The sequence below is a fragment of the Sphingomonas glaciei genome, assembly GCF_023380025.1.
Taxonomy (GTDB): Bacteria; Pseudomonadota; Alphaproteobacteria; order Sphingomonadales; family Sphingomonadaceae; genus Sphingomicrobium; species Sphingomicrobium glaciei.
In genome coordinates this window covers 683441-702343 of sequence record NZ_CP097253.1, presented here as the reverse complement: position 1 = coordinate 702343, position 18903 = coordinate 683441, and the positions used below count along the sequence as shown (strand labels likewise).

Sequence of the window (18903 nt, the reverse complement as noted above, 5' to 3'; positions counted from 1 at the left end):
TGCTAGGGCTCGCGCATGGATGCCCGCTCGGCCGCTTCCACGCTTGATCAGCCACCCAGCCTGAAGCGCTGGCTGGCGTCGGAACGCGCGAACGGTCGCTTCTACCGGGTTCTCGAATTGATCGCCGCGGGCGTTTTGCTTGCGATGCTGGCCACCAGTTACGCCACGCTCGCCCGAGGCGATCCCACCGAGATGGCGTCTCCGCCGCTGATCGCCTTGCTCCTCGTCGGCAATCTTGTTCCGGCGATCTTGCTGATGGTCCTGTTGACCCGGCGCCTGGCGGTCAGGCGGGCGGCACAAGGCGAACTTGGTACGGGATTACTTCACACCAGACTGGTCGCGCTGTTCTCGATCATTGCGGCGGTGCCGACGGTCCTGGTCGCCATCTTCGCTTCGTTCCTGCTGCAATCGGGGCTCGAATTCTGGTTCTCGAACAAGGCTCGCGGCATGCTGGAGAACAGCGTGCAGATTGCCCGAGGCGCCTACCAGCAGGAGGTTGATCGCGTCGCGGCCGAGACGACCACCATGGCGACGGACGTCGTTCGCATTCTCCTGCCGCGCTATTCGCTTGACGATATCCGGTTTGCTGACGCTTTCGCGCGGTCGCAGGTGCTGCCGCGGAACTTGAGCGAAGCGATCATCTTCACTGCCGGTGATGATGCGGTGATCCGTACGCAGGTGCTGGTAAATCCGTATGACCGTCCGCTCGAAAGCCTCATCACTCCGGCAAAGCTAAAGGAGCTTGAGGGGCGCGATTGGGTCGAGGTCAACTCATCGGATCGGGTCGGTACCCTGACCCGGATCCCAGAGGAGAGCGGACTTTTCCTATATTCGGCGCGCGTGTTCGAGCCTGCCCTCAAGCAACAACTGGACCGAGCCGACAGCGTCCTGATCGATTATCGCACGCTACAGGAACGGGCTCGCCTTTATCAATTGCGCTTCAATGCGGCGCTGCTGCTCGGCTCGCTGATCATCGTCGGGCTTGCGATCGTTGTTGCCCTCAGGCTTGCAGATCGATTGGTGCGGCCGCTTGGCGGATTGGTCACCGCCGCTGGACGGGTCGAGGAGGGCGACTTTTCGACGCGCGTCGCCGTCAATCGCAAGGATGACGAGATCGGCGTCCTGTCCGAGGCCTTTAATCGGATGACCGGGCGGCTCGAGGAGCAGACCGGGGCGCTGAAGGCGGTGAACACCCAGCTCGAAACCCGCCGTGCCTTCATCGAGGCGGTGCTGGGGTCGGTAACCGCTGGCGTCATCGCGCTCGACGACGATCGCCGCATCCTGCTCACCAATCGCTCGGCCGAGGCATTACTCCAGCATGGAGCGGAGGGGATCGAGCAGCGAACGCTCCACGAGGTCAGCCACGAACTGGAAGAATTCCTCTGCGGCGACCAGCGTGAAGCAGACGTGCTGGTGCGGGCCGAGGGTGGGCAGCGGACGCTGGCAGTGAAGCGGGTGCGCTATGCCGATGGCTGGGTGCTGACCTTCGACGATATCACCGAGCAATTGGCAGACCAGCGCCGCGCCGCCTGGTCCGACATCGCGCGGCGCATTGCGCATGAGATCAAGAACCCGCTGACCCCGATCCAGCTTGCCGCCGAACGCATCCAGCGGCGCTTTGGAAAGGAAGTGCAGAGCGACCCCGAGACCTTCGGCCGTCTGACCGAGACCATCGTCCGTCAGGTCGACAACCTGCGCCGGATGGTCGACGAGTTCAGCAACTTCGCGCGGATGCCCAAGCCCAAGTTCCGCGAGGAGAATGTCCACGACATCGCCCGCACCAGCCTGTTCCTGCATGAGGTGGCGCACCCGGGTATCACCTTTGCCCTGGTCCCTCCGCAGGGCGACATCCGGATGATCTGCGACCGCGGCCAGCTTGGCCAGGCCTTGACGAACGTGGTAAAGAACGCCGTGGAAGCCATTGAAAGCAGGCGGAATCGCGGTGAGCAAAGCCTGGAAGGCGACCGTGTGACCTTGCGTCTCAGCAAGGACAGCCGGCAGCTTGTCATGGACCTGAATGATACGGGCATCGGGCTGCCGCAGGATCGTGAACGGCTGACCGAACCCTATATGACGACGCGGGTGCGGGGCACTGGCCTCGGCCTCGCCATCGTCAAGAAGATCGTCGAGGAACATGGCGGTGAAATCGCCTTCCTCGATCGCGCCGGAGGCGGGACGCACGTTCGCATCGCCTTCGACCTAGCCCGCCTGGCGCTGCTCGCCGAGGCGGCCGAACAACCCCAAGACGAGGAGTCAGCCTGATATGGCACTTGAAGTGCTGGTGGTCGACGACGAGGCCGACATCCGTGACCTGGTAGCAGGAGTTCTGGAGGACGAGGGCTATGCTGTCCGCTCGGCGGGCAATTCGACCGAAGCGCTCGACGCGATCGAGAGCCGCCGACCGAGCCTGGTCCTGCTCGACGTGTGGCTTCAGGGCTCGCGGATGGACGGGCTGCAGTTGCTCGAAGAGGTCAAGCGGCGCGATCCCTCGCTGCCGGTGCTGATGATCAGCGGGCACGGCAATCTCGACACCGCCGTTGCCGCGATCCGCGAAGGCGCGATCGACTTCATCGAAAAGCCGTTCGAGGCCAGCCGTCTGCTTCACCTGGTGGGGCGCGCGACCGAGACCGACCGGCTGCGGCGCGAGAACGCCGACCTCAAGCTGCGGGTTGGGACCGATGATCAACTCAATGGCTCCTCCATAGCCATCAACACCGTCCGCGCGACCCTCAAGCGGGTCGCGCCGACCGGCAGCCGGGTGCTGATCACCGGGCCGGCGGGCGTCGGCAAGGAGATTGCCGCGCGCACCATCCATAACTGGAGCACCCGCGCGGGTGGCCCGTTCGTCACGGTGGCGGCGGCGCGAATGGACCCGGACCGGGTCGAGGAGGAGCTGTTCGGCTCCGACAGTGACGGTGTCGCACGGCCCGGCTTCCTCGAGCAGGCGCACGGCGGGACGCTGTTCCTTGACGAGATTGCCGACATGCCGCCGACCACGCAGGGCAAGATTCTGCGGGTGCTCACCGACCAGAGCTTCACCCGGGTCGGCGGGCAGCGTCCGGTCAAGGTCGATGTGCGGGTGCTGTCGGCCACCTCGCGCAACCTGTCGGAAGAGATTGCCGCCGGACGCTTCCGCGAAGACCTCTATTACCGCCTCAACGTCGTACCGGTACGCATCCCGCCGCTGCGCGAACGGCGCGAGGACATTCCGGAGCTGAGCGCCCATTATCTTGCTCGGTTCGCGGCCGAACGGCGGATGCCCCCGCCCAACCTGTCCGACGAGGCGCTGGCGGCGCTCCAGGCGCATGACTGGCCCGGCAACGTCCGCCAGTTGCGGAACATTATCGAGCGGACCGTGATCATGGCGCCGACCGACCGGCTGGCGCGGATCGACGTCGACATGCTTCCGACCGAGGTGCTCGACAGTGGCGGGTCGGGCGGTCTGTCCTCGGCCACGCTGTCGATCATGGGTTCGCCGCTGCGCGAAGCTCGGGAGAGCTTCGAGCGTGAATATCTGCGGGTCCAGATCCGGCGCTTCTCGGGCAACATCAGCCGCACCGCGAGCTTCATCGGAATGGAGCGCTCGGCGCTGCACCGGAAGCTTAAGGCGCTGGGTCTCGGTGACAAGGGACAGAATGGCGAGGAGGAGCGTTAGACCTTCAGACTCGCAACGATAATCAAAAGAACAGCAAACAATGCCGTCCAAGTCCCTCAGCCTGCAGGATCATTTTCTCAACAGTCTGCGCCGCTCCAAGACCCCGGTGACCATCTTCCTGGTCAAGGGCGTCAAGCTTAGTGGCGTGATCACCTGGTTCGACGCCTTCTCGCTGCTGCTCCGTCGCGAAGGCGTGGCGCAGCTCATCTACAAGCATGCCATGTCGACCATTCTCCCGGCCGAAATGCCCGACGACATCGACCTCGCCAGCTTCCGCGGCGACGGGCTGGAGGAGGGGAGGGCGACCTTGCAGGATCTGTTCCTCGCCGCCGCCATCCGTGAGCGATCGGCGATGACGGTGTTCCTGGTCAATGGTGTCATGCTGCAGGGCGAAGTGGTGGCGTTCAATCGCTTCTCGATGCTGCTCGGGCGCGGCCAGCAGGTGCAACTGGTGTACAAGCATGCGGTGTCGACCATGCAGCCGGCGACCTCGCTCCAGCTCGGCGCGGCCGATCCCGATGGCGACGGTGAGGAGCCGAGGCGATGAGCACTGGCTTCGATCGTGCCGGCGGGGACGGCCTGCGCCGCGGCGAGCGGGCGCTGGTGGTGCTTCCCGATCGCTCGGGTGAAACCAACGCCCGGACCACCGATGCACGTCTGGACGAGGCAGCAGGATTGGCGGAGGCGATCAGCCTCGACGTCGTCGACCGCGTGTCCTTCCGTATTCGCCAGCCGAGACCCGCTACCTTATTCGGCAAGGGCCAGGTCGAGGAGATCGCGTCGCTCGCCGAAGCGGCCGAGGCCAAGGTGCTGGTGGTCGATGCGGCGCTGACACCGGTGCAGCAGAAAAATCTCGAGGACGGCACCAAGGCGAAGGTGATCGACCGGACCGGCCTGATCCTCGAGATCTTCGGCGAGCGTGCCGCCACGGCGGAAGGGCGGCTGCAGGTCGAACTTGCCCATCTCGACTATCAGGCCGGGCGGCTGGTGCGCAGCTGGACCCACCTCGAGCGCCAGCGCGGCGGCTTCGGCTTTCTCGGCGGACCGGGCGAAACCCAGATCGAGGCCGATCGCCGCCTGATCCGCGACCGCATGGCCCGGATCCGCAAGGAGCTCGAACAGGTCAAGCGTACCCGCGCGCTGCACCGCGATCGCCGCAAGAGGGCGCCGTGGCCGGTGATCGCGCTGGTCGGTTACACCAATGCCGGCAAGTCGACCCTGTTCAATCGCCTGACCCGCGCCACCGTGCTGGCCGAGGATCTGCTGTTCGCGACGCTCGATCCGACCATGCGCGAGATCCAGCTGCCCGGGTTCGACAAGGCGATCCTGTCGGACACGGTGGGCTTCGTGTCTAACCTGCCGACCGAGCTGGTCGCGGCTTTCCGAGCGACGCTGGAAGAGGTGGCCTCGGCCGACCTCATCCTCCATGTGCGCGACATCCACCATCCCGACAGCGATGCGCAAAAGGCGGACGTCGAGCAGGTGCTCGCCGACCTCGGACTGGGGGAAGGGGAGGACAGCCCGCCGCGGCTGGAGGTGTGGAACAAGGTCGACCTGATCACGGGCGACGAGCGCGCCGCGGTCGAGAATGAGGCCGACCGGCGCGATGACGTCATCACCCTGTCGGCACTAACCGGTGAGGGGGAGGACCGGCTGGCGGGACGCGTCGCCGATCTGCTGCGCGAAGGCGCCACGGTTCATCACCTCCGGCTGTCGGCGGGAGAGGGCGGCAAGCTCGCCTGGCTGCACAGCCGCGGCGAGGTGCTCGACAGCCGCAACGAGGGCGACGAAATGTTCGTCGTGGTGCGGCTCAGTCCCGAGAATTGGCAACGCTGGCAGGGCCTGTAGCGTGCCAAGTCCGTCAGGACGGAGGGAATCCTCCCGTCTGGCGGAGTGCTTCTCCTACCGCCAGCGCAGCCGATGTGGCGAGGTTGAGCGAACGAACCTGCGGGCGCATCGGAATTCGGAGGTGGACCTCGCACTGCTCGGCGATATTCGCCGGAACGCCTGCACTTTCCTTACCGAACAGCAGGATATCGTCGGCTTTGAAGGCTTGGTGATAGGGCGACAGCGTGGCCTTGCTCGAAAAGAGGACGAGGCGCCCGGCGGGGTTGGCCTCCCGGAAAGCGGCGAAGTCGCGGTGTCGAGTGATCTCGACTTGGTCGATATAGTCCATCGCCGTCCGCCGCACCCGGCGATCGTCCCAGGCGAAGCCCATCGGCTCGATCAGGTCGACCGGCACGCCCAGGCAAGCGCCTAGCCGAAGCACCGCACCGACATTGCCCGCGATCTCGGGCTCGAACAGCGCGACCCGCATCTCAGCGCGCCTTCTGCGCGATCCAGAGTTGCTCCTGCTCGTCGAGGGTCATGCCGGTGAAGCCGGGAGCGGCTTCGATTGCGCGAAAGCGGCGCTCGAATTTGGCATTGCCCTTGCGTAGGGCTTCCTCGGGATTGATCCCGTGGAAGCGAGCGAGGTTGACCACGGCAAACAGAAGGTCGCCGATTTCCTCCTCGCGCTCCTCGTCGTTCGTCGCTCCGGCGACTTCTTCGAGTTCTTCCAGTATCTTGGCCCGCGGACCTTCAACGTCGGGCCAATCGAAACCGGTTCGAGCGGCACGTTTCTGCAGCTTGGCGGCGCGTTCGAGCGCCGGAAGCGCAAGTGCGACGCCGGCAAGCACGCTCGGATCGTCCGCCTTGGCGGCGCGCTCGGCCGCCTTGATCTCTTCCCAGCGATGATGACCGCCGGTCGGATCGTCACCGAAGATATGCGGATGGCGACGCTCCATCTTGTCGCTGATGCCGTCGAGAACTTCGGACAAGGTGAACTGCCCGTCCTCGGCAGCCATCTGGGCGTGGAAGACGATCTGCAGCGCGAGATCACCGAGTTCGTCCTTGAGGTCGTGGAGATCGTCGCGCGCGATCGCATCGGCGACCTCGTAAGCTTCCTCGATCGTATAGGGCGCGATGGTCGCGAAGGTCTGGACCCTGTCCCACTCGCAGCCGTGCTCGGGATCACGCAGCCGGACCATGACGGCCATAAGCCGTGCTAGGGCATCTAAAGCATCGGGCTGGATCGCGGTGGAGTGCGTCATGGGCAGTTCTTGCGGGGAACACGCCGCGGAAGCAATCGGCACTCGTCGCCAAGGGCCGAGGACAAACCAATCAGAACACTCCGTCAGTCTGATAATATATATTATGTAAAGCGCTGGTTGGAAACTAGGGGTCAGCCTTCCAACACCAGCCAGCGCCCTTCCACGCTCCAGCGGGTCAGACTGGTGAGATAATTCATGCCCAACACATTGAGCTCGTCTCCGTCGGCAATGAACATGCGGACGTTGCGGCGTTCGATATCGCCCACGCTGACGGTGTCTGCGCGGCCGCTGGCGACGCGGATCAGGCCGTTGCCGGTTCGGACCAATTGATTGCGCTGGTCGCTGATCGGCAGTCCGGCCAGCGCCGCGGTCTTGCGCCCGACGGTGGTCATGGTCGCGCCGCTGTCGATCAGGAAGTCCACCGGCACGCCGTTCACTTCGGCCTGGATCCAGAAATGGCCATCGACCGCCAGTGGCACGCGAATGACGTCGCCGGCGAGCTGGACCGGCTTGCCGGTCGCCTCGGCCTCCAGCCGCTGCGCGACATAATTGAGATCGTCACGGAAGCTGAAGACAATGAAGCCTGCGCCGAAGATGACCAGGAACGCCAGCACCGACGTAATGCCCTTGGCGAGCGGAGCGCGCCGGCCGATCAGCGCACCCGCGACCAGCATGACGGCCATCAGCAGGTAAAGCCCGCCAAGCTGGAGATCGTTGGTCACCATCAAGGCTGCAGGACCAGGGTGTTGCCCTGCACGCCCCAGCTGCTGAGGCTGGACAGAAAGTCCATTCCGAGCACGTTGACGCCGTCATTGGGGTTGATGTTGACCGACTTGTCGACGCGACGGATCGGGCCGATCTCGACCAGTCCGGCGGTCACGCGCGGCATGAACACGGAGCCGTTGGCGGTGCTGACGACATTGCCGCGCATCCCGGGCTCGAGACCGGCGGCGGTCGCGAGATCAGCCGAGATAGTCGTGGTTGTGGCGCCGCTGTCGACCAGGAAGCGGGCTTCACGGTCGTTGACCTTGCCGTCGACCCAGAAGTGGCCATCGTCGCGCTTGGCAATACGCACCGCGCCGCCGCTGACCTCCGCCGGAGCATCGCCCAGCGCCTCGCTTTCCAGCCGCGCACCGATCGCTCCGAACTCGACGCGAAAGGCGAACAGGGCAAAGACGACCGCAAAGATGCCGATCCACGCGAAGCCCATCCTGGCCGCCTTGCCGGCGCTGAGGCCGCGTCCGACCAGGCTGGTGGCGATGAATACCAGCATGACCAGCAAGATCAGGGCGTTGGGAAGCTGGCCGTCGTCCATCGCGTTGAAATCAAAGCTCCAGCTCGAGCCCGTCGAAGGCCGGTTCGACCCAGTCAGGCAGTTCGGACACTAGTTGGGCATGGTCCATGCTGTTGTCGAGGTGCGACAAGACCAGGTGACCCACCTTGAGGTCGCGCGCCCAGCCGAGCACGGCGTCGAGATGGGCATGAGTGGGATGCGGGCGGCGGCGCAGACAGTCCGACACCCAGATGTCAGCGCTCTCGTAAAGTGACGCCATGGCGTCGGTCAGCTCGACATAGTCGATGGCGTAGACGAGGCTCCTCTCCCCCTCGTCAAAGCGCAGGCCGAGGCTGGTAATGCGGCCGTGCGGCTGATCTACGAAACGCACGCGCGTGCCATCGATGTTCCAGTCGCCGTCGATGTGGTGGGTGCGGCAGACCGCCGGATAGAGCGCATTGCCATTGAATAGGTAATGAAAGCGCGAGTGCAGCCGATCGAAAAGGTCGGCGCGGCCGTGGACCGGAACCTGATCGCCGCGATTGTGGGCGACCTGGCGCAGGTCGTCGAGGCCGTGGATGTGGTCAGCATGGTCGTGGGTGATGACGACCCGGTCGACCTCCCCCACCCCGGCGGCGTTGAGCTGTTCGCGCAGGTCGGGACCGGCGTCGATCAGGATCCGCTCTGCGCCAAGAGTAACCAGCGCTGAGGCCCGCAGCCGGCGATTTTTCGGTTCGGCAGGATCGACGCTGCCCCAGTCGTTACCGATCCGGGGTACGCCCGAGCTGGTGCCCGAACCGAGAATGCGCAGCTTCACCGGGCTGGCGCCGCCTTGTTGAACAAGCGGAAGAAATTGGCGGTGGTGGTCGCCGCCAGCTGATCGGGCGAAACGTCGCGCAGGCCGGCGACAAAGGCGGCGGTATCAGCGACGAACGCCGGCTCGCACTGTTTGCCGCGGTTGGGCACTGGGGCAAGGAAAGGCGAGTCAGTCTCGACCAGCAGGCGGTCTACAGGGATGGTCTTGGCGATGGCCTGCAAGTCCTTGGCATTCTTGAAGGTGACGATGCCGGACAGCGAGACATACAAGCCGATGTCGAGCCCCCGGTCGGCCAGCCACTGGGTACCGGTGAAGCAGTGCAGGACACCCCTCACCCCTCCCCTCGCGGCCTCCTCGGTGAGGATCGCGGCGGTGTCCTCCTCGGCGTCGCGGGTGTGGATGATGAGCGGGAGGTCGGCCTGGCGAGCGGCCTCAATCTGGGCGCGGAAGCGGGCCTTTTGGCTGTCACGGTCGGACTTGTCGTAATAATAATCGAGCCCGCATTCGCCGATGGCGACGACCCGAGAATGCGCAGCAGCCTCGACCAGCGCGGCGGTGCCCAGGTCGGGGTGGGCGTCGGCTTCGTGAGGGTGGACGCCGATCGAGGCCCAGACGTCGGGGTGACGCTCGGTCGCCGCGACGACCTCGGCCCATTCGCGCTGGCGGGTCGAGATATTAAGGAAGCCTGAGACGCCGCGGGCGCGGGCGCTGTTCAGCACTTCGTCTTCGCGCTCGACTAGGCCCGGGTAGTTGAGGTGGCAGTGGCTGTCGATCAGGGTCACGACTCGGCCTCCTCCGCAGGAACCAGTTCGAGGCGGGGGAAGATCGGGCTCGGCGACGACAGGCGGCCAGCGGCGCGGCCTTCAGCGAGATAGGCGTCAAGTTTGGCGATGGAGCCGGGGACGACCGGAGCGACGACCGCACCGAGACGCTCGACAGCGACCGCGAGGGTGCCGAGGACCTCGGCCATCCGCGCCGGGTCGGTCTTGCGCAGCGCCCACGGTGCCTGCGCGTCGACATAGGCGTTGGCAGCGAACACCGCAGTCATCCAGGCTTCGAGCCCGGCGGAGAAGTCGTAATCGGCGAAGCGGGCCTTGGCGCCGTCCTCGGCTTCGGCGACCTTGGCGAGGAGCGCGGCATCGTCGGCAGCGGAACCGGCGGGCGGCACGGCGCCGTCGAGGTTCTTCACGATCATCGAGAAGGTGCGCTGCGCGAGGTTGCCAAAGCTGTTGGCGAGTTCGGCATTGCAGCGGGTGACGATCGCTTCGTCCGAATAGCTGCCGTCCTGCCCGAAGCTGACTTCGCGCATCAGGAAATAGCGCAGGGAGTCGACGCCGTAAGTGTCGGCCAGCGCCATCGGGTCGACCACGTTGCCGAGACTTTTCGACATCTTCTCGCCGCGGGCGAGCAGGAAGCCGTGGCCGAACAGCGCCTTGGGCAGCGGCAACTTGGCGCTCATCAGGAAGGCGGGCCAGTAGACCGCGTGAAAGCGGACGATGTCCTTGCCGATGAGATGGAGGTCAGCGGGCCAGAAGCGGTCATACTCTGCGCGGTCGTCGGGGAAACCGACGCCGGTCATGTAAGTGGTGAGCGCATCGACCCAGACATACATGACGTGCCCGGGCGAGCCCGGGACCGGGACACCCCAGTCGAAGCTGGTGCGGCTGACGCTCAGGTCCTTGAGACCGCCTTCGACGAAGCGGACGATCTCGTTGCGGCGGCTTTCAGGACGGATGAAGTCGGGGTTGGCCTCGTAGTGGGCGAGCAGGTGGTCGGCGTAGGCGGACAGCTTGAAGAACCAGCTTTCTTCCACCGTCCATTCGACCGGCGTGCCCTGCGGGGACAGCTTCTCGCCACCCTCGCCCGGGATCAGTTCCTTTTCGTCATAATAGGCTTCGTCACGGACCGAATACCAACCTTCGTAGCGGTCGAGGTAGAGGTCGCCATTGGCCTCCATCGCCTTCCACAACGCGATGCTGGCGGAGTGGTGACGTTGTTCGGTGGTGCGGACGAAAGCGTCATAGCTGATCGCAAGAGCTTCGCACATCGCACGGAAATGACCCGACATTTCGTCGGCGAACACGAGCGTATCGCGGTTCTTCCCGCGGGCGGTCTGGACCATCTTCAGGCCATGTTCGTCGGTGCCGGTGACCAGGCGCACGTCGCGGCCTTGGGCCCGCATGAAGCGGGCGATAACGTCGGCGGCGATTGCCTCATAGGCGTGGCCGATGTGGGGACGGCCATTGGGATAGGCGATGGCGGTGGTGATGTAGAAGGGTTCGGACATGTCGAAAGCGCTTTAGGGGCGCGAGGCCCGGAGCGGAAGAGCGGGCCTAGCCGTGCGCGACGCCGGCCATGATGGTGCCGAGCGCGAACACGGTCGAGGCCGGGTCGAGCGACAGGCGCGGCGCCAGAGTGGCCGTCTCGCGTGCCTTTTCATAGGCCTCAGCGGCGCGCAGACGGCGGGAGCCGTCGGCCGAGCGGGCTTCGGCGGCAAGCAAGGGCGGGACCATGTCGAGGAAGGCGGCGTAGCGCGGGGCCGCCGCCTTGAGTGCGAGGCTGGAGGCGAGGCGCGCGCGGCGGACGTTGTCGGGGTCGCCCTGGCGGAGGATGGCAAGCGCTTCCTGCGCCAGCGGGCCGAGGTCGAGTTCGGCATAGTCGATCGCGCGCCCCGCCGAACCACCCGCAAGTGGGATCAGGCGAGCGCGCTCCTCGGCTGATAGTTGCGGCCGTTGCGCCGCGAGGATGGTGTCCATCGACGCGGTGTCGAGCGCGGTGAAATCGAGACGGCGGCAGCGCGAACGGATGGTGGGAAGCAGCCGTCCGGGCGAATGGGAAACCAGCAGAAACAGGCTCTTGGCCGGGGGTTCTTCGAGCGTCTTCAGAAGCGCCTGCGCGGCCTGCGGCTCGAGCTCGTCCATGCAATCGATGATCGCCACCCGCCAATCACCGAGGCTCGGGGCGACCGCGAACAGCTCCTGCAGCTTGCGGACCTGGTCGATGACGATGCCGCGGCGGAGCTCGCCTTTCCTCGTGCCGGTCTCATGCGCCTCGCGCTTGATCAGGCGGAAGTCGGGGTGGCTACCGGCGTCGAGCAGCCGCACCATGCGATGGTCGGGCGGCGTATCGAGGCCGGGCAGGTCGACCGGCGGACCGCCGGCCTGGGCGATCACCCGGCGGGCGGCAGCGCGGGCGAAGCTCCCCTTCCCCACTCCGCGGGGGCCGGCCAGCAGCCAGGCATGATGCAGGCTGCCGCTGTCCATCGCCGAACGGAAGGCGGCGACTGCGCGATCCTGGCCGAGGATGGTCACAGCAGGTCCTCAAGAGCGGCGAGCAGGCGGGCGGTAACTTCTTGCGGGTTTCCGGCGGCGTCGATCAGGCGGACCCGCTCGGGCTCGGCGGCGGCGATGGCGCGGAACGATGCCTCGACCGCCTGGTGATAGCTGCCGGGACGGCCGCCGATACGGTCGGCCTTGTCGCCATCGCGGGCCAGCGCGCGCTCCGCCCCGTCCGGGTGGAGCAGGAGTAGGGTGCGGTCGGGAAAGGTGTCGCCGATCCCGAACGCGTTGATCGAGCGAACCTCGGTGATGCCGAGCCCCCCGGCGCCGCCCTGGTAGGCGAGCGAGCTGTCGAGGAAGCGGTCGGAGATGACCCACTGTCCGGCCAGCAGAGCGGGCCGGATCAATTTGTCGAGATGGTCGGTCCGGGCTGCCGCGAACAGCAGGGCTTCGGCGGGTGCGCTCCAGCGATCCTCGCCCCCTTCGAGCAGCAGGCGTCGGATCGCCTCGGCGCCCTCACTGCCGCCGGGTTCGCGGGTCGTGACCACGTCGAGTCCGCGGGCCCGAAGCGCCTCGGCGAGCGCATGCAGCTGGGTGGTCTTACCGACCCCCTCCCCGCCTTCGAGCGTGATGAACCGGCCCCTGGTCACCGGGTTCAGGCGGCGCCCACGAGTTGCTTCAAGCCGAGCCACAGGCGGCCGAAGAAGCCGGCCTCGCCGACCGCTTCCGCGGCGACCAGCGGCATGCGCTGGACGGTGCCGTCGGGAGTAGTGACGATCAATTGCGCGACTTCGGCGCCCTTGGCGATCGGGGCCTTGAGCGGTCCGTTGTAGGCGATCCGCAACCTGGGCTCGCCGCCGACGGTGCCGGCGGGATAGGTGACCGCGATCGCACGCGGGGCGACCAGCAAGACCTCGGCGGCGTCGCCAAGCTGGACGCGGGCGGAGCCGACCGCGGCATTGGCGGCGAATAGCGGGCGCGACTGCCAGGCGCCGAAGCCCCAACTCATCAGCCGGTTGGATTCGGAAATGCGCCCAGTGAAGCTGTCGAGCCCGGCCAGCACCATGACGAGGCGCCGTCCGTTCTGCTCGGCCGAACCGGTGAAGCCGTAACCCGCTTCGTCGGTGTGGCCGGTCTTGAGCCCGTCGGCGCCGGGGATGACGCCAAGGATTGGATTACGATTGGCCTGCGTGATGTCCGCGCCCGCGCCCAGGGTCTTGCCCCAGGTGAACTTGGGCTGCCCGTAGAATTGCTTGTAGAGCTTGGGGTGACGCTCAATTGAGGCGCGGGCGAGTATCGCAAGGTCGCGCGCGGTGGTGACGGTGCAGCCTTCGTCGGGCCAGCCCGTGGCGTTGCAGAAGCGGCTGTTCTTCATGCCGAGACGCTTGGCGAGCGCGTTCATCTGGGTGGCGAAGGCCTGCTCGGTCCCGGCGATGCATTCGGCGAGCACCACGCTGGCGTCATTGCCCGACAACGTGACGATGCCGTGGAGAAGGTTTTCGACGCTGACCTGCTCGTTGACCGACAGGAACATGGTCGAGCCGGCGCTGTGCCACTGCTTCCAGGTTTCGGGGCGCACGGTGCACATCTTGGACAGGGGCAGCTGGCCCGACTTGATCAGCTCGAAGGCCACCTCGCTGGTCATCATCTTGGCCATGGAGGCGGGCGGCATCGGCTTGTCCGCGTCCTTGGCGAGCAGTTCGGCGCCCGACGACAGGTCGACGAGATAGGCGACCCGCGCCGGGGTGTCGAACGGCGGCGCCGCGGCGACGGTGGCGCTGGCAGCGGTGGCGAGGAACAGGGCGGCAAGGATGTGGGGGCGATTCATGGCCCCGTCGTAGCCGCCCCTGGTGGAGGCTTGAAGGCCTTATCGCCCCGCCGCGATCCGATCGGCGAGAAGGCCGACCGACAGGGCGTAAAAGTTGGAGCAATTATAATCGAGGATCGCGCGGTAATTGCCGCTTAGCAGGTAGGCGGTGGCGCCTTGCCCGTCGGGCTCGATCAGGGTCGCCATCTCCCCGTCGGGCAGGCTGCGTCCGGTCGGCTGGACGCCTAGCTGACGCCATTCGCGCATCGTCAGCCAGCGGCTGTGGCGCCGGAACACCTGCGGGCAGCGCGGCGGAACCAGCGTGGTTTGGAGAGCGGCTCGGTTGAGGGCGGCGGGGACTCTGACTGGAACGCCCCAGTGAATCCCGGGCTTCCAGCCGGCGTCCTGAAGATAGGCGGCGATCGAGGCGAGGCCGTCCATCTCGCTGTTCCAGATATTGGCGCTGCCGTCGCCGTCGCCGTCGGTGGCGAGGCGAAGGACGTTGGAGGGCATGAACTGCGGAAAGCCGGTGGCGCCGGCCCAGCTGCCCTTGAGGCGCGAGCGCGGCGTCCCGCGATCGACTAGGCGAAGCGCCGCGATGAACTCCTCCTCGAAGAAGGTGCGGCGGCGGCCTTCGTAGGCTAGGGTCGCAAGCACTTCGAGCAGATCAAAATTGCCGGTGATCCGGCCATAGCTGGTCTCGTGGCCGAAGATCGCCATCACCACCTGCGGCTCGACCCCGAAGCGCTGTTCGAGCCAGGCGAGCTGCGGGCCGTAGGAACGGAAGCGCGCCGACCCGCGCGTGATAAGGTCGGTCGTGACGTGCTGCGCGCGATAGGGCGCGAACGGCGGGATCACGCTGCTGTTGGGCGGTCCGCCCGGCTGCTGGCGGTCGAGCGCGATCACCCGCGAATTCTGGACCAGATAGGGGATGACCGCGGCGATGGTGGCCTCGCGCACGCCGGCGGCACGGGCGGCAGTGGTAAGCCGCGACTTATAGGCTTCGAACCCGGATGACCGGATCACGGGGGTGGTCGAGACCGGCCGTAGCGTCGGCCCCGGCCGAGGAGCGACCGGCACCGGGGCGGCTTGCGGCGGGGTCGTCGGCAGCGGCGCGAGCGGATCGCGTTCCTGCATTGCGCTCGCCGGGGTCAGCGCCAGGGCGGCCAGACAGACAAGCGAAGTGCTCCACCGAAACGCCACTTTACCCTTGTCCTCCCCGTGCATGAACCACCAACGCGCATCGCCCGATGCCGTTCAGACCGCCTTGCGCCAAGCCGTCCCAACGGTCTAGGCGGCGCAAGCTGAACGCGACCAAACCCGGGTTGGTACGTGGATGGGTGGCCGAGTGGTTTAAGGCAGCGGTCTTGAAAACCGCCGTGGGTGGAAGCTCACCGTGGGTTCGAATCCCACCCCATCCGCCAGCCCCTGGCCGCCGGCACGCTTGCCCTTCGGCGGGGGTTCGGCCAGACGGCAGCCATGGCTGGGCCTGCCGTTTCCGTGCTGATCATCGTCCACAATCGTGCCCACACGATCGGTGCGGCGGTGCGGAGCGTGCTGCAGCAGACCTTGCGCGATTTCGAACTCGTGGTCGTCGACGACGGATCAACCGACGGCACCGCCGAGGTAGTCGCGGGTTTCGACGATCCGCGCCTGCGGCTGGTCACGACCACGCTCAACCAGGGCATCCCCCTCGCCCGCAACCGGGCACTTGGCGAGGCGACCGGCAAGTATATCGCCTGGCTCGACAGCGACGACCTGTGCCATCCCGAGCGCCTGCGGGTGCAGCATGACTTTCTGGAGCGGCACCCGAGAATCGACATGATCGGCAGCGCGGCGCGCAAGATCCGCGCCGACGGCACCCTGATGAAGGCCGGACGCGTGCCATTCCGATGCCACGAGGAGATCCGCGCCCTGCTGCTGTTCCGCTCTGCCTTCCAGCAGAGCAGCATCTTCGGCCGGTCCGAGTCAATCAAGGCGGTGCCCTACGACCCGGCCTTTCCGGTGTGCGAGGACGTCGACATGTTCGCGCGCTTCACCGACCAGTACCGAGCGGAGAATTTGCCGCGGTTTCTGATCGCGCGCCGGATCCACGCCGGCCAGACCATCCGAAGCAATGTCGAGCGGATCATCGATCGGCAGATGGCGATCAGTGCGCGCAAGCTGGCGCGGCTGGGGATGAGCCATGACGAGGCAGAACTGCGCAAGCACGTCATCCTTGGCGGATCGTTCGATAATCAGATCAGCGACGAACTGATCGACTGGTCGGAAGGCTGGTTCGATCGAATCCGCGCTGCCAACCGGGCACGGCACTGCTACGAGGAAGCGGCGCTGAAGCCGGTGTTCGACCTCATCGTGATGAAGGCGGCGCTGCGCCGGGTGATGAAGGATCCATCTAGGATCGGCCGTCTGGCCCGGCTTGCCGCCCGCCATCCGCGCGGCCTGCTGGCGCTGGCCAAGGATGCGGCACTGCCGCTGCTTCCGATCGGTGGACAGCCTTCCGCGGCGGGCCTGCGCCCGTTGCTCAGGGCATGAACGAACCCTGCCGCATCGCCTTCCTGTACGTCGGCGGGGTTCATCATGTCGCGCACACCCTGCCGGTCGCGGCCGCCCTTTCCCACCGCGAGAATATGAAGGTCAGCGCCTTTTGCGCCGATGCGACGGTGGAGGCGGAAGTGCGCAGTCTGCTTGGCGATTTCCCGATGGCCAAGGTCGACGTACGGCGGCTGCGGCGGCCTGGCCTACTCGATTGCATCGGCCGGCCGAGCCTCGCCAAGCTGCCGATGCTATGGCGCAGCCGCCGCGACCTGCGCGACTTCGACGCGCTGGTCAGTGCCGAATGCACCTCGATCGCGCTCAAGCATATGGGGGTGACCCGGCCCCTGTACATCTGCCAGCCACACGGGGCAGGCGACCGGGCGATCTCATACGAGCCGCGCTTTCGTCGCTTCGACCGGGTGCTGGTTGCCGGGTCCAAGTCCGCGCGGCGGATGGTCGAGAATGGTGTCAGCGCCGATCGGGTGCGGCAGGTCGGCTATCCGAAGGCTGAATATCTTGCCGACAAGGCGCGCAGCCGCCCTCGCCCCTTCGAAAATGATCGTCCGATCGTCCTCTACAACCCGCATTTCCGGGCCGAACTGTCTTCGCTAACGCAGGCTCCCGAGATCGTCAGAGCGATAGCCCGAAAGAGTGACGTCAATCTGATCGTCGCGCCGCACATCCGCGCTTTCGAGAATGCCTCGGCCGAGAATCTGCAGCGCTGGCAGTCGCTGGCCGTGCCGGGGCAGGTGCTGGTCGATACGGGCTCGCCGCGGATGATCGACATGAGCCATGTCGCGGCCGCCGATCTCTACCTTGGCGACGTATCGAGCCAGGTGTACGAACTTCTGCTGCTGAACCCCCGCCCCTGCCTGTTCGTCAACGCGCACGGCGTACAGTGGCAGGGCGATCCCGACTATGCCTTCTGGAAGCTTGGCGAGGTGATCGCCCCGGATGGGGTGGTGCCGGCGATCGAGGTTGCGCTGAACCAGGCCGACCGCTTTGTGGAGGCCCAGCGAACGGCAGTGGCCGAGACCTTCGGAACGCTGGAGGGTTCGGCGGAGCGCGCCGCAACGGCGATCCTCGACAGCCTTGGTGAACTGCGATGAGGCGCTGGTTCGACGATAGTTCGATGCAGTCGATCCTGCGCAATACCTCGCTGCTCGGGCTGTCCAAGGCCGCGGCGGCGGTCGCCAGTCTTGCCGTGCTGGCGCTGGCGGCGCGCGACCTGGGCCCGACGGGCGTCGGCTTCCTGCTGCTGGTCCACAGCTATGCGATGGCGGCGAGCAGCCTGACGCATTTCCAATCGTGGCAGGTGATCGTCCGCTATGGCAGCCGCCCGCTCGAAGAAGGCGATCCCGAGCCGTTCCGCCGCGCGGTGTCCTTCGCCCTCGGGCTCGATCTGCTGACCGGGATTGGTGGAATGCTGCTGGCGATGGCGTTGCTGCCGTTCCTGGCGGGATGGTTCGGGATCCCCAGCGAGCTGCGGACCCCTGCCCTGCTTTATTGCCTGCTGATCCCGACCATGGCGTCGGGCGCCGCCAATGGCGTGCTGCGCGCGCTCGACCGCTTCGACCTGATCGCCTGGCAGTCGCCGATCGATGCCTATGTCCGGCTGGTATTGGTGGTCGGCGCCTACCTGCTGAAAGCAGACCTCATCGTCTACCTGATGATCTGGGCGGCGACCGATTTGCTCGGCGATCTCTACCTGTGGAGCGCAGCCATTCGCGAGCTTCGCCGCCGCGGGCTGCTCAAAGGGCTTCGGCCGCGTCTTGGTGCGCACGGCCTCGATGGCGGCTGGCGCTTCGCTTTCACCGTCAATCTGACCGCCTCGGTCAACAGCGCCTGGGGTCCGGTCGCCCGGCTGCTGGTCGGCGGCCTGTTAAGCCCTGGCGCTACCGGCCTGTACCGCGTTGCAAGCAGCCTGATCGACGCGGTGCAGAGCCCGATCGACCTGATGGCCAAGGCCGTGCACCCCGAATTGATGCGGCACGACCCGGCCTCCGACCATCCCTGGCGGCTGATGCTTCGCACCATGGCGCTCGGTACCATCGTGGCACTGGTGGCGTGGGTAGTGATCGGGCTGCTCGGCGAACGGCTGCTGACCCTGCTGTTCGGTCCCGAATTCACCCCCGCCGCACCGCTGCTGACGGTGCTGATGCTTCTGCCGGTGATCGCTACCCTTGCCTTTCCGCTGCCGGCGATGTTCTACAGCCTTGGGCGCCCCGGCGGACCGTTGGTCGCGAACATCATCGGCGCCGTGGTGTTCGTCGGCACCCTGCCTTTCCTCGCCGCCGGCCATGGCCTGGTTGGAGCCGGCGTTGCGATGGTGCTGGGGCGGCTATCCTCCTTGCTGGCTATGGGAATATTGCTGACGCTCCTCTATCGCAGCCGTCCGCAGGCCAAGGTCGGGGTGGAAGCCGAGGGCCAGCTCGGCTAAGGC

18 protein-coding genes and 1 tRNA gene are annotated in these 18903 nt (G+C 66.3%); 8 read left to right on the top strand and 11 right to left on the bottom strand.

All coding sequences use genetic code 11. From position 1 onward, the window contains the following. Positions 1-15 precede the first annotated feature (15 nt). Genes M1K48_RS03295 through hflX form a run of 4 tightly spaced genes read left to right on the top strand, consistent with a single transcriptional unit; the run spans position 16 to position 5503 of the window. Positions 16-2262, top strand: coding sequence for a sensor histidine kinase (locus M1K48_RS03295; protein ID WP_249504451.1), 2247 nt, complete (start codon positions 16-18; stop codon positions 2260-2262). A gap of 1 nt (position 2263) precedes the next feature. Next, a complete protein-coding gene (gene ntrX, locus M1K48_RS03290; RefSeq protein ID WP_249504450.1) occupies positions 2264-3655 on the top strand; it encodes a nitrogen assimilation response regulator NtrX in 1392 nt (463 codons plus the stop codon). Between the two features lie 40 nt (positions 3656-3695). Further along, positions 3696-4202 (top strand): RNA chaperone Hfq, encoded by a 507-nt coding sequence (gene hfq, locus M1K48_RS03285; RefSeq protein ID WP_249504449.1) that lies wholly within the window; start codon positions 3696-3698, stop codon positions 4200-4202. Further along, positions 4199-5503, top strand: a complete 1305-nt coding sequence (gene hflX, locus M1K48_RS03280) for a GTPase HflX (protein WP_249504448.1) — start codon at positions 4199-4201, stop codon at positions 5501-5503. Before hfq ends, hflX begins: the two co-directional genes overlap by 4 nt. Before the next feature lie 13 nt (positions 5504-5516). On the opposite strand, the gene M1K48_RS03275 is transcribed toward hflX, so the two are convergent. The 11 genes from M1K48_RS03275 to M1K48_RS03225 form a co-directional block, all read right to left on the bottom strand. Next, entirely contained in the window at positions 5517-5972 is a 456-nt protein-coding gene (locus M1K48_RS03275) for a tRNA (cytidine(34)-2'-O)-methyltransferase (protein ID WP_249504447.1), read from the bottom strand. 1 nt (position 5973) lies between these two features. After that, the gene (gene mazG / locus M1K48_RS03270; RefSeq protein ID WP_249504446.1) at positions 5974-6693 is read right to left on the bottom strand and encodes a nucleoside triphosphate pyrophosphohydrolase; all 720 of its coding nucleotides are present in this window, start codon (positions 6691-6693) and stop codon (positions 5974-5976) included. Positions 6694-6878: 185 nt separating this feature from the next. Further along, the gene (locus M1K48_RS03265) at positions 6879-7472 is read right to left on the bottom strand and encodes a retropepsin-like aspartic protease family protein (RefSeq protein WP_249504445.1); all 594 of its coding nucleotides are present in this window, start codon (positions 7470-7472) and stop codon (positions 6879-6881) included. Continuing rightward, positions 7472-8062 carry a retropepsin-like aspartic protease family protein gene (locus tag M1K48_RS03260; protein ID WP_249504444.1) on the bottom strand — a complete coding sequence of 197 codons (591 nt, stop codon included), beginning with the start codon at positions 8060-8062 and terminating at the stop codon, positions 7472-7474. The genes M1K48_RS03265 and M1K48_RS03260 overlap by 1 nt, the downstream gene beginning before the upstream one ends. 10 nt (positions 8063-8072) lie before the next feature. Further along, positions 8073-8837, bottom strand: a complete 765-nt coding sequence (locus tag M1K48_RS03255; protein WP_249504443.1) for an MBL fold metallo-hydrolase — start codon at positions 8835-8837, stop codon at positions 8073-8075. Further along, the gene (locus tag M1K48_RS03250) at positions 8834-9619 is read right to left on the bottom strand and encodes a TatD family hydrolase (RefSeq protein ID WP_249504442.1); all 786 of its coding nucleotides are present in this window, start codon (positions 9617-9619) and stop codon (positions 8834-8836) included. The genes M1K48_RS03255 and M1K48_RS03250 overlap by 4 nt, the downstream gene beginning before the upstream one ends. Then, a complete protein-coding gene (metG, locus tag M1K48_RS03245; RefSeq protein ID WP_249504441.1) occupies positions 9616-11124 on the bottom strand; it encodes a methionine--tRNA ligase in 1509 nt (502 codons plus the stop codon). The genes M1K48_RS03250 and metG overlap by 4 nt, the downstream gene beginning before the upstream one ends. Before the next feature lie 46 nt (positions 11125-11170). Then, complete coding sequence (locus tag M1K48_RS03240; protein WP_249504440.1) at positions 11171-12148, bottom strand: DNA polymerase III subunit delta'; 978 nt, start codon at positions 12146-12148, stop codon at positions 11171-11173. Further along, positions 12145-12765: a dTMP kinase gene (gene tmk, locus M1K48_RS03235; RefSeq protein ID WP_249504439.1), complete on the bottom strand. Its 621-nt coding sequence runs from the start codon at positions 12763-12765 to the stop codon at positions 12145-12147. Before tmk ends, M1K48_RS03240 begins: the two co-directional genes overlap by 4 nt. A gap of 5 nt (positions 12766-12770) precedes the next feature. Then, positions 12771-13943 carry a D-alanyl-D-alanine carboxypeptidase family protein gene (locus tag M1K48_RS03230; protein WP_249504438.1) on the bottom strand — a complete coding sequence of 391 codons (1173 nt, stop codon included), beginning with the start codon at positions 13941-13943 and terminating at the stop codon, positions 12771-12773. A 39-nt stretch (positions 13944-13982) separates the two neighbouring features. Further along, positions 13983-15125: a lytic murein transglycosylase gene (locus M1K48_RS03225; protein WP_249504437.1), complete on the bottom strand. Its 1143-nt coding sequence runs from the start codon at positions 15123-15125 to the stop codon at positions 13983-13985. A 131-nt stretch (positions 15126-15256) separates the two neighbouring features. On the opposite strand from M1K48_RS03225, the gene M1K48_RS03220 reads away from it, so the two are divergent. The 4 genes from M1K48_RS03220 to M1K48_RS03205 all read left to right on the top strand — a co-directional run bounded on the left by M1K48_RS03220 (position 15257) and on the right by M1K48_RS03205 (position 18900). After that, a tRNA-Ser gene (locus M1K48_RS03220) sits at positions 15257-15346 on the top strand. A gap of 55 nt (positions 15347-15401) precedes the next feature. Then, on the top strand, positions 15402-16457 hold the full coding sequence (locus tag M1K48_RS03215; protein ID WP_249504436.1) for a glycosyltransferase family 2 protein: 1056 nt from the start codon (positions 15402-15404) through the stop codon (positions 16455-16457). Next, the gene (locus M1K48_RS03210; protein ID WP_249504435.1) at positions 16454-17569 is read left to right on the top strand and encodes a hypothetical protein; all 1116 of its coding nucleotides are present in this window, start codon (positions 16454-16456) and stop codon (positions 17567-17569) included. Before M1K48_RS03215 ends, M1K48_RS03210 begins: the two co-directional genes overlap by 4 nt. Beyond that, the gene (locus M1K48_RS03205) at positions 17566-18900 is read left to right on the top strand and encodes a lipopolysaccharide biosynthesis protein (protein ID WP_249504434.1); all 1335 of its coding nucleotides are present in this window, start codon (positions 17566-17568) and stop codon (positions 18898-18900) included. The genes M1K48_RS03210 and M1K48_RS03205 overlap by 4 nt, the downstream gene beginning before the upstream one ends. Positions 18901-18903 lie beyond the last annotated feature (3 nt).